17 protein-coding genes and 1 pseudogene are annotated in these 15003 nt (G+C 67.5%); 13 read left to right on the top strand and 5 right to left on the bottom strand.

Features of this window, described 5'->3' with window-relative positions:
• Window positions 1-37: 37 nt before the first annotated feature.
• Window positions 38-1126, bottom strand: a complete 1089-nt coding sequence (sohB, locus tag F793_RS0110205) for a protease SohB (protein ID WP_018882626.1) — start codon at window positions 1124-1126, stop codon at window positions 38-40.
• A gap of 64 nt (window positions 1127-1190) precedes the next feature.
• Here sohB and F793_RS0110200 point away from each other — a divergent pair, with 64 nt between their 5' ends.
• The 4 genes and pseudogenes from F793_RS0110200 (at window position 1191) to F793_RS14170 (ending at window position 4858) form a co-directional block, all read left to right on the top strand.
• Window positions 1191-1580: a hypothetical protein gene (locus F793_RS0110200; RefSeq protein ID WP_018876388.1), complete on the top strand. Its 390-nt coding sequence runs from the start codon at window positions 1191-1193 to the stop codon at window positions 1578-1580.
• A 40-nt stretch (window positions 1581-1620) separates the two neighbouring features.
• Entirely contained in the window at window positions 1621-2535 is a 915-nt protein-coding gene (locus F793_RS0110195) for a LysR family transcriptional regulator (protein WP_255349404.1), read from the top strand.
• Window positions 2536-2637: 102 nt separating this feature from the next.
• Window positions 2638-4422, top strand: a complete 1785-nt coding sequence (locus F793_RS0110190; RefSeq protein WP_018880359.1) for an N-acetylglutaminylglutamine amidotransferase — start codon at window positions 2638-2640, stop codon at window positions 4420-4422.
• A 7-nt stretch (window positions 4423-4429) separates the two neighbouring features.
• Window positions 4430-4858: pseudogene (locus F793_RS14170) on the top strand (DUF488 domain-containing protein).
• Between the two features lie 39 nt (window positions 4859-4897).
• Here the strand turns inward: F793_RS14170 and F793_RS0110175 are convergent.
• Together F793_RS0110175 and moaB are read right to left on the bottom strand one after the other, a co-directional pair.
• Entirely contained in the window at window positions 4898-6835 is a 1938-nt protein-coding gene (locus tag F793_RS0110175; protein WP_018877584.1) for a methyl-accepting chemotaxis protein, read from the bottom strand.
• Window positions 6836-7274: 439 nt separating this feature from the next.
• Entirely contained in the window at window positions 7275-7811 is a 537-nt protein-coding gene (gene moaB / locus F793_RS0110170; RefSeq protein WP_018866150.1) for a molybdenum cofactor biosynthesis protein B, read from the bottom strand.
• A 59-nt stretch (window positions 7812-7870) separates the two neighbouring features.
• Between moaB and rluB the strand changes: the two genes are divergently transcribed.
• From rluB to F793_RS0110150, 4 genes are all read left to right on the top strand, one after another.
• On the top strand, window positions 7871-8866 hold the full coding sequence (rluB, locus tag F793_RS0110165; RefSeq protein WP_018882625.1) for a 23S rRNA pseudouridine(2605) synthase RluB: 996 nt from the start codon (window positions 7871-7873) through the stop codon (window positions 8864-8866).
• A gap of 6 nt (window positions 8867-8872) precedes the next feature.
• Complete coding sequence (locus tag F793_RS0110160) at window positions 8873-9526, top strand: endonuclease III domain-containing protein (RefSeq protein ID WP_018866152.1); 654 nt, start codon at window positions 8873-8875, stop codon at window positions 9524-9526.
• An 80-nt stretch (window positions 9527-9606) separates the two neighbouring features.
• Entirely contained in the window at window positions 9607-9822 is a 216-nt protein-coding gene (locus F793_RS0110155; RefSeq protein WP_017941597.1) for a lipopolysaccharide assembly protein LapA domain-containing protein, read from the top strand.
• 72 nt (window positions 9823-9894) lie between these two features.
• The gene (locus tag F793_RS0110150) at window positions 9895-11055 is read left to right on the top strand and encodes a nitrate/nitrite transporter (protein WP_018882624.1); all 1161 of its coding nucleotides are present in this window, start codon (window positions 9895-9897) and stop codon (window positions 11053-11055) included.
• Between the two features lie 33 nt (window positions 11056-11088).
• Here the strand turns inward: F793_RS0110150 and F793_RS0110145 are convergent, their stop codons facing one another.
• Window positions 11089-11787: a hemerythrin domain-containing protein gene (locus F793_RS0110145; RefSeq protein WP_018882623.1), complete on the bottom strand. Its 699-nt coding sequence runs from the start codon at window positions 11785-11787 to the stop codon at window positions 11089-11091.
• Window positions 11780-12322, bottom strand: a complete 543-nt coding sequence (locus tag F793_RS0110140; RefSeq protein ID WP_018880366.1) for a hemerythrin domain-containing protein — start codon at window positions 12320-12322, stop codon at window positions 11780-11782. Before F793_RS0110140 ends, F793_RS0110145 begins: the two co-directional genes overlap by 8 nt.
• 133 nt (window positions 12323-12455) lie before the next feature.
• Between F793_RS0110140 and F793_RS0110135 the strand changes: the two genes are divergently transcribed.
• The 5 genes from F793_RS0110135 to rnk all read left to right on the top strand — a co-directional run bounded on the left by F793_RS0110135 (window position 12456) and on the right by rnk (window position 14980).
• Window positions 12456-12854, top strand: a complete 399-nt coding sequence (locus tag F793_RS0110135) for a hypothetical protein (RefSeq protein ID WP_038037158.1) — start codon at window positions 12456-12458, stop codon at window positions 12852-12854.
• 2 nt (window positions 12855-12856) lie between these two features.
• Window positions 12857-13309, top strand: a complete 453-nt coding sequence (locus tag F793_RS0110130) for a glycine cleavage system protein H (RefSeq protein WP_017941592.1) — start codon at window positions 12857-12859, stop codon at window positions 13307-13309.
• An 18-nt stretch (window positions 13310-13327) separates the two neighbouring features.
• Window positions 13328-13996: a thioredoxin family protein gene (locus F793_RS0110125; protein WP_018882621.1), complete on the top strand. Its 669-nt coding sequence runs from the start codon at window positions 13328-13330 to the stop codon at window positions 13994-13996.
• 62 nt (window positions 13997-14058) lie between these two features.
• On the top strand, window positions 14059-14406 hold the full coding sequence (locus F793_RS0110120; protein ID WP_018882620.1) for a rhodanese-like domain-containing protein: 348 nt from the start codon (window positions 14059-14061) through the stop codon (window positions 14404-14406).
• A 163-nt stretch (window positions 14407-14569) separates the two neighbouring features.
• Window positions 14570-14980, top strand: a complete 411-nt coding sequence (gene rnk, locus F793_RS0110115; RefSeq protein ID WP_018866160.1) for a nucleoside diphosphate kinase regulator — start codon at window positions 14570-14572, stop codon at window positions 14978-14980.
• The last annotated feature ends 23 nt before the right edge of the window (window positions 14981-15003 follow it).

Raw genomic sequence — 15003 nt, 5'->3', positions numbered from 1 at the left:
CTTTGCCGTAGCGAAACGTTCCTTGCGACGCGGGACGCTACATGCGGGTCTCGGGCCCCTGATTCCGCAGTACGCGCTCGAGGACCGATTCCATCGCGAAGGTGATGCGCCGGCCCAGCGTCTGGGGACGGTGATAGGTCAGTTCGAATACGTCCGCCTCGCGGGTCAGTTCCAGCAGCAGGTCATCGCTGGTGCGCAGTTCGTCGGCCAGCCCCATCTCGCGGGCCTGTTCGCCGTACCAGTGTTCCCCGGTGGCGACCTGCTCGAGGTCCAGTTGCGGGCGGTAGCGGGCCAGGAAGGTCTTGAACAGCTCATGCGCCTCTTCCAGTTGCTCGCGGAACTTCTTGCGGCCCTCGTCGGTGTTCTCGCCCAGCATGGTCAGGGTGCGCTTGTACTCGCCGGCGGTCAGCAGCTCGATGTCGATGTCGTTGCGTGACAGCCAGCGGTGAAAATTGGGAATCTGCGCGACCACGCCGATCGAGCCCAGCACCGCGAAGGGAGCGGCCACGATGCGGTGACCGACCGCCGCCATCATGTAGCCGCCGCTGGCGGCCACGCGGTCCACGGCCACGGTCAGGTCCAGACCCCCTTCGCGCAGGCGGGCCAGCTGGGCGGCGGCCAGCCCGTAGGAGGGGACCAGGCCCCCTGGACTTTCCAGGCAGACAATCGCCCGGTCCTGGTCCGGCCGCGCCATCGTGAGGATCGCGGTGACTTCCTCGCGCAGGCTTTCGACACTGGAGGCGCGGATGTCGCCGTCGAAACGCAGCACGTACACGCGGGGGCGTTCGGTCGTCGAACCGTCGTCCGGAGGCGCATCGCCGGATTGCGTCATGTCCGCGCTCCCCGATCCTTCCGCCTGCGACGGGGCATCGTGGGCTCGCCCCAGCTTGCGACGGCTCCAGGCGCGCAGGCGCTCGAGCCGACCACGGCGGCGTTCAACGGCTCGGCGCACGGTTTTCTCCATGCGCTCGAAGCGGTCGTTCAGGCGCTTGACCTGCAGGCGGTCCGGCCGTCGCTCGCGCGAGCGGGCGAGCAGGCCGGCGAACGCACTCAGCACGATGAGCGCGGCGATTACGGCCGTGGCGGCCTTGGCGAGGAAGAGTCCGTATTCCTGCAGAAATTCCATTTCGTGTCCCGGTTGAATGGGGTTGCGTGGTGAGCCGCGAAGGCGGTGTGTGCATAATGCCAGCATGGATACCGATACAGTTGAAGACCCCCGGAGCGCGGGACGGTTTCACGGCCAGGAAGGTTCCGCGGCCGGTCCGGTTCCCGAGCCGATCATTCACGCCGGGTATGCCACGCTGAGCCTGCGCCAGATCGACGACTGGAACGGGGTGCCCAAGGGCACGGCCTTTCGCCTGTTCAAGGCACGCAAGGACCAGCTGCGCGAGGGCGTGGATTTCTTCTACATCCCCGAAGGCAGCCACCCCGAACTGACCGAGACCCTGCGCCTGGATGGCCGAATCTATCCCTCCACCGTACACCTGGTACTGCTGACCGGCGCCGCCTATGCCCGCCTGCGCGAGGAGTGGCATGCGCGCACTCACAAGCCGGGTTGCGGATGCCCCGACGAACACTGACAGGGCGCGGCCCCATGGGCCTGTCCGAGCGGGCCGATTGATGCGTGTCACCCTTGAACAGTGGCGGATGCTGCAGGCGGTGGTGGAGGCCGGCGGCTTTGCGCGTGCCGCCGAACGGGTGCACAAGAGTCCGTCGAGCATCAACCATGCGGTGCAGAAGCTGGAAGAGCAGCTGGGGGTGGATGTCTTCGAGGTGCAGGGCCGCAAGGCCGTACTCACCCCGGCGGGCGAGGCGCTTTTGCGCCGGGCCGGGCATCTGCTCGAAGAGGCGGCGGAGATCGAGAACCTGGCCGGCGCGCTGGCGGCAGGGGTGGAATCCGAGATCCGGCTGGCAGTGGATCAGCTGCTGCCGCGCGAGCCGGTGATCCGGGCGCTGGAGACCTTCTCGAAGGCCTACCCGGCCACCCGGATCCAGCTGCACGAGGTGGTGCTGAGCGGGGGGCCGGACATGCTCCGGGAAGCGGCCGTGGACATTCTGCTGGGGCCGGAACTGCCTTCCGGTTATCTCGGGAGCTGTCTGGGCGAGTTGTCGATGGTCTGCGTCGCGCATCCCTCGCATCCCCTCGCCCAGGCGGAAGCGGCCCTGACCCGGCGCGATCTGCAGGCACACCGCCAGGTGGTGGTGCGCGATTCCGGCGACCAGGGAGGTGGCCAGGGCGGCTGGGTCGAGGCGGACCAGCGCTGGACGGTCTCGCACATGGGCACGGCCTGCGAGATCCTGCGTTCGGGCATCGGGTTCGCCTGGGTGCCGGAGGATCGCATCGCGGGGGATCTTGCCGACGGCCGCCTGGTCGAATTGGATCTGGAGGCCGGGGCGCGCCACCGGGTGCCGTTCTACATCGTGCACGCGGACCGGGATCGCGCCGGTGTGGCCAGCCAGGCCCTGATGGCGGCCTTGGAGGCCGCCTTCGGCGCAGCCTCGACAGAGGCCTCCACCCCGACAGACCCTTTCTAGGCCTGCCACGGGTAAACATACAAGCCTGCTTGCAGGCGAAGCCCGGTCCGTGTCGGGCAGGGTGGCAATCCGACCCCAATCCAACCAGCAAGGAAAGAATCGATGTGCGGGATCGCAGGAGAATTCGTCTGGGGCGAGCGGCGTGCGAGCGGCGAGGCGGTCGCACGCATGCTGCCCTGCCTGGAACGGCGCGGCCCGGATGCCGACGGGCTGTGGGCCTCCGGGCGGGTCGCGTTGGGGCACCGGCGCCTTTCGATCCTGGATCTGTCGCAGCGCGCGCACCAGCCGATGTTCGACCCGGAGACCGGGCTCGCGCTGGTGTTCAACGGCGCGATCTACAACTTCCGCGCCCTGCGCAGCGAGCTGGAGGGCCGCGGCCATCGTTTCTTCTCCACCGGCGATACCGAGGTCATCCTGCGCGGCTATGCCGAGTGGGGCGAGGGCATCGTGGCCCGGCTGCACGGCATGTTCGCCTTTGCCCTGTATGACGGCCACGCCCAGCGCCTGCTGCTGGCGCGCGACCGCATGGGCATCAAGCCGCTGTACCTGGCGCGCACGGGCGACGGCATCCGCTTCGCCTCCAACACCCAGGCGCTGCTGGCGGCGGGCGACGTGGATACCGAACTGGATGCCGAGGCACTGCACATGCTGTTCTCGCTGCACGCGGTGGTGCCCGCGCCGCGCACCGTGCTGCGTGGCATCCGCAAGCTGGAGCCGGGGCATTACCTGAGCATCGATGCGCGCGGCCAGGAACGTCTGCAGCGCTACTGGACGCTGCATGCCCACCGCCCGGACGCGGCCGTGTCCGACGCCGAATGGCAGGAGCGTATCGAGCACAGTCTGCGCAGCGCCGTGCGCAGGCGCCTGGAGGTGGCCGACGTGCCGGTCGGCGTGCTGCTCTCCGGCGGGCTGGACTCCTCCCTGCTGGTCGCGCTGGCGATGGAGGAGGGGGCGCAGGACCTGCGCACCTTTACCGTCGGCTTCGAGGACCAGCCGGAGGAGAAGGGCTCGGAGTTTGAATACTCCGATCCGGTCGCCGAGCGCTACGCCACCGACCATCAGGCCACGCTGATCCCCAACGACCAGGTGCTGGCCCGATTGCCGGAGGCGGTCGGGGCGATGGCCGAGCCGATGTTCGGCCAGGACGCGGTGGCCTTCTACCTGCTGTCCGAGCAGGTCTCGCAGCATGTGAAGGTGGTGCAGTCCGGCCAGGGCGCGGACGAGGTCTTCGGCGGCTACTTCTGGTACCCGCAGATGGCCGAGGACCGTCACGGCGACTGGGTGGAACGTTTCCGCCGCCACTACTTCGACCGCGACCACCCCGAGATGGCCGAGATGCTGCGCCACCCGCCGGCGAACGACGTGACCGGCGACTGGCTGCGCGAGCAGTTTGCCGAACTCGAGACCGACCGCGCGGATTCCTTCATCGACGCGGTGCTGGCGCTGGATGTGACCACGCTGATCGTGGACGATCCGGTCAAGCGCGTGGACAACATGACGATGGCCTTCGGCCTGGAGGCGCGGGTCCCGTTCCTGGATCACGAACTGGTGGAGACGGCCGCCGCGATGCCGCCGCACCTGAAGCTGGGCGACGGCGGCAAGGACGTGCTGCGCCGCATCGCCCGCGGGCGCCTGCCGGACGCGGTGCTGGACCGGCCCAAGGGCTACTTCCCGGTGCCGGCACTCAAATACGTGCGCGGGGACTTCCTCGAGTTCATGCGCGACATCCTGACCTCGCGCGCCTCGCGCGAGCGCGGCCTCTATCAGCCGGCCTACATCGACAGGCTGCTGGATGCCCCGGACCAGTACTTCACCCGCATCCAGGGCTCCAAGCTCTGGCACGCAGCCCTGCTCGAATACTGGCTGCAGACCCACGTGGACCGGTAATCGCGGCATGGAGCGGGTGCGGATCCGGCGCGTCTACGATCCGGTCGATCCCGAGGGTGGGGCCCGTGTGCTGGTCGACCGCCTCTGGCCCCGCGGGGTGAAGAAATCGGCGCTCGCGCTGGATGCCTGGGAAAAGTCGCTCGCCCCGTCCGCGGATCTGCGCCGCTGGTTTGGCCACAACGTGGCGTGCTGGCCCGAATTCTGTCGCCGGTATCGGGCGGAACTGGCGGCCGCTCCCGACGATGCATGGGCCTGATTGCTGGGGTATGCCCGGCGTAGCCGCCTGACCCCGCTGACGGCCACCCGAAACGAGGAGCACAGCGATGCGGCGGTCCTGCGGGAACTCCTCGACGCCGAACTCGCCGAGGAGGCGACGAACGACGAGCGGGCCTCGCCGGTGTGTTTCGGACCCGAAAGCGGGGGGCGCGCGGGGTAGACCGTCTGGCCCCATGTCCCCCACGCGTCCTGATCGGCGTCAGACCTTGAAGCGGTTGACGATCTCGCGCAGTTGCTCGGACAACCCGGCCAGGGTCTCGCTAGCCTGACCCATTTGTACGACATTGGTGGCGTTGTGCTCCGAGACTTCGCTGACCGAGTGGATATTGCGGTTGATCTCGTTGGAGGTAGCCGACTGCTCTTCGGCTGCGCTCGCGATTTGCCGCGTCATGTCCTCGATCTTTTCGACCGCGGCGACAATCTGTTCGAGCGACGTGCCCGCCTGGTTGACCTGATCCACGCCATCCTGGGCCTGGGTCTGGCTGGCGGCCATCGCCGTTACGGCCTGATCCGCACGCTTCTGCACCGCCTCGATCATCTGCTGAATCTCGGTGATTGACTCCTGCGTGCGGACGGCGAGGTTGCGAACCTCCTCGGCGACCACCGCGAACCCACGACCGTCTTCCCCTGCGCGCGCTGCCTCGATTGCGGCGTTCAGAGCCAGCAGGTTGGTCTGGTCGGCGACGTTGTTGATGACCTGCAGGATGTCGCCGATATTGTCGCTGTCACCCTTGAGCGCCGTGATGACCTCGGCGGTGCTCTGGATCTCGTTCGAGAGCTTGTTGATCGAGGTGACCGATGCGCTGACCACGTTGCGGCCACTCTGGGCCTGTTCCGTGGTTTCTCGCACGACATCTGCCGTGCTCTGGCTGTTGCGGGCGACCTCCTCGACGGTCGCGGTCATCTCGTTGATCGCTGCGGCCGCGTCACTGAGCTGGGCGTTCTGGCGATTTACACCCTTGTCGGTCTCTTCGTTGATGTGTGAAAGCTCGGTAGCGGCCGAGGCGACTTCCTCGGCATGGCCGCGAACGCTGCCGATCAGTTCGCGCAGGCGGGACTGCATGGTGGCGATGGCCGCGAGCAACGACGAGTCATCGCCCTTGCGCAGCTGGATCGGGACGGTCATGTCGCCCTCCGACACCTGGCGGACGACGTCCGATGCGTAGGCAGGATCGCCCCCTAGTGTGCGCAGGACGTTGCGGATTACCCCGAGGCTGATCAGCGAGGCCGCGATCAGGATGGCGATGGTGAGGCCGACGACCCACCAAAGCGCGCGTTGCAGCTCGGCCAGTGCGACCCCTTCGTCGAGCTCCATCAGCAGGCCCCAGCCAAGCAGGGGGATGTCGGTAAAGCTACCGATCACCGCAGTCCCGATTGCGTTTTGGTAGCGTCCGACCCCACTGTCACCCGCGGCGATCGCCTGTGCAGCCCGGGTGTCGATTGGCTGGTCCGTATCGGGGGCCGATTCAACCGGTGTCACGGGATGCCGGTCGCGGTCTACGAGGTAGATCTCGGATCCTTCGCCGAGATCGATCGCGTTGACCCGATCAAAGATCGTGTCGAGTTGCACCGCCCCGCGCATCACGGCGATTGGTTCGCCATCCGGTCCTTCGATCGGAATTGCGACGGTGCTGACCCGATTGCCCGTCGCGCGGGAAACCACCGGCCGCGAGAAGGTGTCCTCCCCACTGATCGCGCTCTGGAACCATGCCCGGTCGGGCACATTGAAATCGTTCGCCTCCTCGCGGCTGAGGACGCGCGCCTGTCCGTCGAAGGCCACTCCGACCTCGCCCATGCCGTCGGCATTCACGACAAAGATCGTGTCGTATTCACCGCGCAGCGACGCGATCTGCTCGATCAGGTGCTCGAGTTCATCGAGGTCCATGCCGCGAGCTGCATCGAGGCCTGCGAGGTAGCGCATTTCATCCTGCCGCCCCAGGAGCCATTCGTTGAAGGACTGGGCGTTGGATTCGCCCATTGCGTGAAGCCGGTCGATGGTCGCGTCGGTGTAGGAGGCGCGGTACTGCAAGAAGATGAGGGTGGCAACGATGAGGATCGCGCCCACGATGAGAGACAGGATCATCAGCGTCAGGCGGGTACCGAAGCCGACACTGGAGAGGGGGTTCAGGGATGTCATCGCGTTGTCCTTCCATTTCGTTGTTCTAGTCGGAGGGCGACAAGCAGATCCGTGTGAGCGCCGCACCCGATACAGGGGGTAGCGGCACGCCCAAAGGCTTTTTTAGAGCATTTTGGGCATTTTTCTTGTGGGAACGGTGTATCGCGTTTCGGTACGGACGGATTTCCCGGTAATCGTTATCCGGGATCCTGGCGGCAGGGGTTGCCCCGACGGGGGAGATCCCGGCTTTTCGCTACGCTCCGGCCGGGATGACGATGCAGGGGTAAAGGGCGGCGCTGGTGATATTCCAGGAAAGGCGCGGATTACAGCGACCTGCGGCTGGCTATGCCGCCTCCGGAGGATCTCCGTGACTGGCCGACTCTCGTTGCTAATCAGGTCCGCTTTCGAGCTTGGCCTTGTTCGTGCCTTCGTGCTCTTCGTGGTGAAATCCGTATTTCCCTCAGGACTCCGTCAGGCGCGGCATCAGCATGGTGAGGTTGCAGGGCATGGTGCGGTCGTCGAGCTGGGCCTGGATGATGCGGTCCCAGGCGGTGCGGCAGGCGCCGGTGGAGCCGGGCAGTACGAAGAGGTAGGTGCCGTTCGCGACCCCTGAAAGGGCGCGGGACTGCAGGCTGGATGTGCCGATCTCTTCATAAGAGAGCATGCGGAACAGCTCGCCGAAGCCCTCGATGGTCTTGTCCAGCAGTACCGAGGCGGCCTCGGGTGTGCCGTCACGGCCGGTGATTCCAGTGCCGCCGGTGGTGAGCACCGCATCGATCTCGGGGTCGGCGATCCAGCGCGAGAGTTCCGCGCGGATGGCGTAGATGTCGTCCTTCACGATCCCGCGATCGGCCAGGCGGTGGCCGGCGCCTTCGAGGCGTTCCACGAGGGCATCGCCGGAGCGGTCCTCCGCCAGTTCGCGGCTGTCGGAGACGGTGAGCACGGCGATGTTCAGCGGCGTCCGGACGGGGGTGGTCTCCGGCGTGGAATCGGTCATGGCAACGTCCTGTTGGTGTATCGTGGCGCCCATCTTAATGAGTTGCTGGAGTTCCGGGAATGTCGGAGCGGGTACAGAAGGTCCTGGCGGCGCGCGGGCTGGGTTCGCGGCGCGAGATCGAGGGCTGGATCGAGCGTGGCGAGGTGCAGGTGAACAACCGGACCGCGCAGCTGGGGGATCAGGTCGACGAGCACGACGTGATCCGTGTGCGCGGCCGTATCGTGCGGCGCTCGGAGCATCCACATCGGTGGATCGTGTATCACAAGCCGGTGGGCGAGATCTGCAGCCGCTCCGATCCCGAGGGTCGGCGACCGGTGTTTGCCAGCCTGCCGCGTCTGAAGGGGCAGCGCTGGGTGGCGGTAGGCCGGCTGGACCTGAATACTTCGGGCCTGCTGCTGTTTACCACCGACGGTGAGCTGGCCAACCGGCTGATGCACCCGAGCATGGCGCTGGAACGCGAGTATGCCGTGCGGGTACTCGGCGAGGTGCCGCCGGCCACGCTGGACATGCTGCGCGAGGGTGTGGAGCTCGAGGACGGCCCGGCGCGTTTCGACAGCCTGGAGGAGCAGGGCGGGGACGGCGCCAATCACTGGTATCACGTGATCGTCAGCGAGGGCCGTAACCGCCTGGTGCGGCGGTTGTGGGATGCCGTCGGGGTCACGGTCAGCCGCCTGATCCGGGTGCGCTACGGGCCGGTCGTCCTGGGGCGGGGTCTGAAGACCGGCGCGGTCCGCGACCTGGAGAGCCGCGAGGTGGCCGGGCTGTACGCGGCGGTGGACCTGCCGATCCCGGAATCGGCGCGCCCGCGCGGGCGGGGCGGACCGCGCCGCGACCCTCGGAGCAAGCCGCGGCCCGGCAAGCCGGCGGCGGCCGGCAAGTCGCGCAACAGTCGGGCGGCGCGCGAGGACGGCTGGAGTTCCTCGCCGCCGAAGAAGTCGGGCAAGCCGGCATCCCCCGGTGGTCGCGGTGGTGGCCGGGGCGCGAAGCCCTCGGGCGGTCGTTCCGGCGGGCGCCCGGCGGGCGGTGGCAAATCGGGCGGGCGTCGCCAGCGGTAACGCCACGTGCGGATTCCCGACCTTCTGGAGGCCCTGCGCGCGGAGTACGGTGACCTGCAATGGTGGCCGGCCGATACCGCCTTCGAGGTGATGGTCGGTGCGGTACTGACCCAGAACACCAGCTGGACCAACGTCGAGAAGGCCCTGGACAACCTGCGCGCCATCGATGCCCTCTCGCCCGAAGGACTGATGGCGCTTGACCCGGAAGAACTGGCCGAGCGGATTCGTCCCAGTGGCTACTTCAACGTGAAGGCCGACCGGCTGCGGCATCTGCTGCGCTTCCTCGAGGCATCCGGCGGTGTCGAGGGACTGACCGCGCTGGAAACGGCCGAGTTGCGCTCGGCGTTGCTGGGCGTCAAGGGCGTGGGCCCGGAGACGGCCGACGATATCGTGCTGTATGCCTTCGACCGCCCGGTCTTCGTGGTGGATGCCTACACGCGGCGTCTGTTCGAGCGCCTGGAGGTCCCGCAGGCGCAGGCCCCCTATGATCAGCTACGTGGCCACGTCGAGACGGAGTTGGGACCGGATGTGGCCGCCCTGAACGACCTGCATGCGCTGATCGTGGAGCACGGCAAGGAGCGCTGCCGCCCGCGACCGCGGTGCGAAGGCTGCCCGCTGCGCGACCACTGCAGCCATCCCGACACTCGGGGAAACCCTTGAGGTCGCCGCCTCGTGCCGGTTGACGCTGACCCCGGGGCGCCCGAACCTGAGCGTTTGGCCCGACTGACCCGGGAGGTCGCATGCGGTACGTCTACTCCCTGCTGATCATCGTGTTCGTCGCGGTGGTCGCGATCTTTGCAATCCAGAACCTGCGACTGGTGACCCTGAATTTCCTGACCCTGCATGTGACGCTGCCACTGGCGTTGCTGATCGTCGGGATCTACCTGCTGGGGCTCGTCTCCGGGGGCGCGCTGGTGGCCCTGCTCAAGCGCTGGATCCGTGGCGCGAGTCGCTGATCGGGGCGGTTCGATGCCTGTGACCGGTCGCGTACGGTGACGGCGCACTGGATTCGTCGTCACCCCCTGCTGGTGATCGTGGCGGCACAGCTGTTCGGCACGTCGCTGTGGTTTTCGGTCAACGGGGTCGGGCTGTCGCTGCAGCAGGCGCTTGGCTGGTCGCCGTCCGAGATTGGCTGGCTGACCATGGCGACCCAGACGGGCTTCATCACCGGAACGCTGGCGGTGGCCGCGACCGGCCTGGCGGACCGTTTTCGTGCCAGCCGGCTGTTCGCGATCTCTGCCGTTGCCGGGGCCGGACTGAACGCCATGTTTATCCTGCTGGCCGGTGTCTGGGAGATGGCCCTGCTCACGCGGTTCCTGGTCGGACTGGCGCTGGCCGGGGTTTACCCCCTGGGCATGAAGCTGGTGATTGCCTGGACGCCCGAGTACAAGGGCTGGGCCCTGTCCTGGCTGTTGGGCATGCTGACTCTGGGCACCGCGCTGCCGCATCTGCTGCGCGGCGCCACGCTCGATTTCCCCTGGGCGATCCCGGTGCTGCTGGCGTCTTTCCTGGCGGTGCTGGCGGCACTGCTGATCGTGCGCCTGGGGGATGGGCCCCACCTGCCACCTCCGGGGCGCACACCGGGTCTGGGCAAGGGTTTTCGTGCATTGCGGCGGCGGGACTTCCGGGCCGTGGCCGGAGGCTACTTCGGGCATTGCTGGGAACTGTACGCCTTCTGGACGCTGGTCCCGCTGCTGGTGGCGCGCGAGCTGTCGCGTCTGGAGGCCGATGCCGGGCTGATCCCCTGGCTCGCTTTCGGCGTGATCGCGCTGGGGTTGGCCGGCTGCGTCTGGGGCGGCCGCCTGAGCCGGAGCCTGGGGAGTCTGCGCGTGGCGCGGGTGGCCCTGGCGACGTCGGGCCTGGCCTGCCTGCTGTATCCGCTGCTGGCCGGGCAGTCGCCCTGGCTGCTGTTCGGCCTGCTGGCCCTGTGGGGCCTGACGGTGATCGCGGACTCGCCGCAGTTCTCGGCCCTGGCCGCGGACAGTGCGCCGGCGGACGCGGTGGGGTCCGCGCTGAGCGTGATGAATGCGATTGGCTTTGCCCTGACCCTGCCGGGGATCTGGCTGACCAGCTGGCTGTGGGCGGACGGCGGGGTGTGGGTCCTGTGGCTGCTGCTGCCTGGCCCGTTGCTGGGGCTCTGGGCGCTGGCCCGCCTGTCGCCGCCGCATCGCTCCGCTGTGGCGCGCTGAAGCGATCGTGTCGCGGGGCTTGCGATGCAGCGGTCAGGGGCTCGCGAGTTCGGCCTGCGCCCGCGCCAGCAGTTCGGCGGCGGCGTCCGGTTGTTCGCGCAGGGCGCGACTCCAGTGCGGGAACAGATTCTGCTCCTCGCGGCCCTCGTGCTTGGCGAGCGCGCCGGAGATCAGGGCGAAGAACGGGGCCACGGCCCAGGCCTCGTCGACCCCTTCGCTGAATTCATGCTCGAGCATCGCGGTCTGTTCCAGGATCTCGTCGTGCTCGCGCAGCATGATCGAGGTCGGGTCCTGGCCGTTCGGGCTGCGCGGCAGGTCCAGCAGCGGCACGATCAGTTCGTTTTCCACCTCCACGTGGCGGCGCAGGCCATCCACGTAGGCGTGGAAATCCGGTGCGGCCCCCTCGAGATCGCCGGCGTTCACCTTGTGCAGGGCGCTGGCGAACAGGCGGTCGATGCGCAGGTGGTCGCGCTCCAGCAGGTCGACCAGATCCACCGGGGCGACATCCTCGCGGCGCTGCACCGCGAGCTTCCACAGCGGTGGCCCGTTTTCGAGACCCCGCCAGTGGATGGCATGCCGCAGCTGCAGGCCGACGGCGTCCATCAGGAGCTTCGGTTCCTGGTCCAGCCAGACCTCGAAGACCTGGCCCGGCCGCAGTTCGCGAAGGGTGTAATAGGCCCGCGTATGGGCATGGTCGCCCAAGCCGCGCAGATCGAGCAGGAAGTCAGCCATCGTCGCTCCCGATCCCGCGCCTTGCGGCCATGCGGGCACCGATGGTGTGGCGCTCCTCCGGGCTCAGCAGGTGCTCGGCGAACGGCAGCACGGCCCGCTCTTCCAGGTCGAGATGCACGCGGTATTGCCGGATCCAGGCCTCTGCGCCGGTCAGTTCCGCGGTCGAGCCGTCGGCAATTCGCTGCAGGGCCGGTTCCAGCCGGTCCCAGCCGGCCTCGATCTCGGCATGTTCCGCGCTCAGGCGCTCCAGCCATTCGCACAGTTGGGGGTGGCTGTCGGGGTGGTCGCAGTGCCGCTGGAGGAGGGGGAACAGATCCTCGTCCTCGTCCGCGTGGTGATTGGGGGCAGCCTCGTGAAAGTATTTCAGGACCCGAGCCGCCGCGGTGCGCGCCTCCTCGTCAGCGCCCTTTGCGGCGAGGTGGGCGGGCAGACGCTCGAGGATGTCCAGGGAGTTGAGGATGCGCCGATGACAGGCGCGCAGCAGCTCGACAGGCTGCTGGAATCCGGGGACGGTCTCGTGGAGTTGCAGATGCATGGCAGTTGCGGCCTTGGCGGGTTTTCCTGAAGGGTGACTGTTACCGATCGGACGCGAGCGGGTGTTGATCTCGATCAATGTATACTGAATATAGCTTAAAGTATGCTGGGTAAAACCTGCCAAGGAGCATTGCATGCACCCTCGAAACCGGATGTTCATCCTCGCGGCCCTGGTCTATGCCCTGCTGGGCGGGCTGCTCGGCATCCTCTGGCTGGTGCATCCCGGCCTGATCCCGGGCAACGTGCCGCGCATCCACGGCCACCTGATGCTGCTGGGCTTCGTGACCATGATGATCTATGGCGTGGGGCTGCATGTGCTGCCGCGCTTTTCCGGGCGGTCCCTGTTCTCCGAACGCCTGGGGCATGCGCAGTTCCTGCTGGCCAACATCGGGCTGTGGGTGATGGTCGCCGGCTGGCTGGTCTTCCATAACGCGACGGTCGCGGTGGGTGGCGCGATGGCCTGGGGGGCGATGATCCTGTTCGCCGTGAATATCGCACTGACCGTGCGCCACTACGGTCCGAAGGGGGCATAACCATGGCACGGGAGGAATACAACGGTTGCGAATTGCCCGACGACCTGTTCTACGACCTGGACTACGTCTGGGTGCGGCCGGAGGACGACGGGACCTTTACCCTCGGGATTACCGATCCGGCGCAGACCATGGCGGGCCGTGTGCAGTACTTCCGCTTTCGCAAGCCGGGTTCGCACCGTGCCGCGGGCAAGCCGGTGGCGCGGCTGGAGTCGGGCAAGTGGGCGGGCGGCATCCCGACCCCGTTCGACGGCACCATCGAGCGCATCAATCCGGCCGTGGAGGCGGACCCGGGGCTGGTGAACGTGGCGCCCTACACGGATGCCTGGGTGGTCGTGATGCGTCCCGACGACCCGGAAAAGGCGCTGGAGCGGCTGCACACCGGGCCCGAGGCGATCACCGGTCTGAAGCAATGGATCGACCGCTACGACATCCACTGCATGCGCTGCGCGGACTGAACCGGGGGAGACGGATTCATGAAGGTGGAACTGCTGGTATCCGAATGGTGTGCCTCCTGCCACGATGCCGAGCGCATCTGGCGTCAGGTGGCCGAGGACAAACAGATCGACTTTGCGGTGGTCGACATGGGTCAGCCGGAAGGCCGCGAGCTGGCCACGCGGCTGCGTGTTCGCTCCATCCCGGCCGTGGTGGTCGATGGCGAGCTCAAGCACATCGGTCTGCTGGATCGCACGTCCGCCACCGAACTGGTGGGCGCGGCGCCGGAGCGTACGCAGAAGGCGGCGCGGCATGTGGGGCTTGGGCTGTCGGCCTCCAGCCGGGCCTCGGTGCTGGGGGCGATGGCCTGGCTGCTGATCGCGGGGGCGGCCCTGCCGCTGGGGGGCTTCTTCCTGGAGGGCGCGGCTCGCCCGGCGGCGCTGCACGGCTTTACCCTGGGCTTTCTGCTGCTGCTGATCATGGGGCTGGGCGAGCACATGCTGCCGCGCTTCACCGGGCACCCGATCGCCAGCGGCTGGCTGTGGGCCTGGGCACCGCAGGTCCTGGTGCATCTGGCCGTGCTGGGCATGGGCCTGGGCTGGATTCTGGGGGTTGCGATGCTGACTGCAGTCGGTGCTGTGGCCGCATTTGTCGGGCTTGCGTTGTTTTCGCTGCGTATCGCCCCGCTCCTGCTGCGCCCGTCCCTGTGAGGGTCCTGCTTCTGCCGAGGCGGTAGAATGCTGTGCATGGGTATTCATCGGAGCCGCTGACAGTGAGTCTTTTCGACAAACGCATCGCCGAACTGGAAGCAAAGCTGCCGCATCTGGACCCCGCGGAACTGGAAGACTGGCGCCAGGCGGGGCGGTCCTTTCTGCTGGTGGATGTGCGCCAGCAGGAGGAGACGGCCGAGGGCAGTATCGAAGGCGCGGTGAATATCCCCCGGCCCAAGCTGGAGGCCAGTATCGAATCCCACATGCAGGACCCCCAGCAGCCCGTGGTGGTGTTCTGCGGAGGCCGCGGGCGTTCACAGCTGGTGGCGGACAGCCTGCGGGCGATGGGGATCGAGGCGCATGTGCTGCGCGGCGGCTATGCGGCCTGGCGGGACGGCGAGGGCCGGTAGGGAGCGTGCGGGCGGATCGGTATTGCAGTGCCGTGATTGGCTGGATCGCTTTTTCGTCGAGACTTGGCTAATCTCGAATTTCGTTTCCCGGTTTCCGGAAAATCCCTGAATTTTCTTCTCTGGCGCGTCTCTCTGGGGCGCGTCGTGTATTTGGAGTGTGAACGTGAACAAGCCGAAGATCATCGTCTCCACCACGGACATGGAGCGTCTGGACAAGCTGCTGGAATCGCTGCCGGAGGATGCCTTTCCGGGCAAGGCCGATCTGGAGGCCGAGCTGGACCGCGCGGATGTGGTGGATTCGCACGAGATCCCGGGTGCGGTGGTGACGATGAACTCGAAGGTCCGGTTCCGGGTGACCGAGTCCGGCGAGGAATTCTCGATGACGCTGGTGTACCCGCGGGACGTGGATGAAAGCGGCGGCACGCTGTCGATCCTGGCGCCGGTGGGCAGCGCCCTGCTGGGGCTTTCCGAGGGGGACGAGATCGAGTGGCCGCGCCCGGGTGGCGGGCAGATGCATGTGCGCATCGTGGAGGTCGAGTACCAGCCGGAGCGGGCGGGCGAGTACCACCGCTGACGGACGGGGGCGGTGGGCGTATC

Origin of the sequence: Thioalkalivibrio sp. ALE22, from assembly GCF_000381445.1 — a bacterium.
In the GTDB taxonomy this organism is placed as follows: Bacteria; Pseudomonadota; Gammaproteobacteria; order Ectothiorhodospirales; family Ectothiorhodospiraceae; genus Thioalkalivibrio.
The sequence above is the reverse complement of the archived record's forward strand: the minus strand, read 5'-3'. Positions and strand labels throughout refer to the sequence as shown.

Coding starts and splice junctions, on each gene's coding strand:
- F793_RS0110155 (WP_017941597.1), top strand. CDS start 9,607: ATGCGGTACGTCTACTCCCTGCTGATCATCGTGTTCGTCGCGGTGGTC.
- F793_RS0110145 (WP_018882623.1), bottom strand. CDS start 11,787: ATGGCTGACTTCCTGCTCGATCTGCGCGGCTTGGGCGACCATGCCCAT.
- moaB (WP_018866150.1), bottom strand. CDS start 7,811: ATGACCGATTCCACGCCGGAGACCACCCCCGTCCGGACGCCGCTGAAC.
- F793_RS0110140 (WP_018880366.1), bottom strand. CDS start 12,322: ATGCATCTGCAACTCCACGAGACCGTCCCCGGATTCCAGCAGCCTGTC.
- rluB (WP_018882625.1), top strand. CDS start 7,871: ATGTCGGAGCGGGTACAGAAGGTCCTGGCGGCGCGCGGGCTGGGTTCG.
- F793_RS0110195 (WP_255349404.1), top strand. CDS start 1,621: ATGCGTGTCACCCTTGAACAGTGGCGGATGCTGCAGGCGGTGGTGGAG.
- F793_RS0110190 (WP_018880359.1), top strand. CDS start 2,638: ATGTGCGGGATCGCAGGAGAATTCGTCTGGGGCGAGCGGCGTGCGAGC.
- F793_RS0110130 (WP_017941592.1), top strand. CDS start 12,857: ATGGCACGGGAGGAATACAACGGTTGCGAATTGCCCGACGACCTGTTC.
- F793_RS0110175 (WP_018877584.1), bottom strand. CDS start 6,835: ATGACATCCCTGAACCCCCTCTCCAGTGTCGGCTTCGGTACCCGCCTG.
- F793_RS0110200 (WP_018876388.1), top strand. CDS start 1,191: ATGGATACCGATACAGTTGAAGACCCCCGGAGCGCGGGACGGTTTCAC.
- F793_RS0110125 (WP_018882621.1), top strand. CDS start 13,328: ATGAAGGTGGAACTGCTGGTATCCGAATGGTGTGCCTCCTGCCACGAT.
- sohB (WP_018882626.1), bottom strand. CDS start 1,126: ATGGAATTTCTGCAGGAATACGGACTCTTCCTCGCCAAGGCCGCCACG.
- F793_RS0110135 (WP_038037158.1), top strand. CDS start 12,456: ATGCACCCTCGAAACCGGATGTTCATCCTCGCGGCCCTGGTCTATGCC.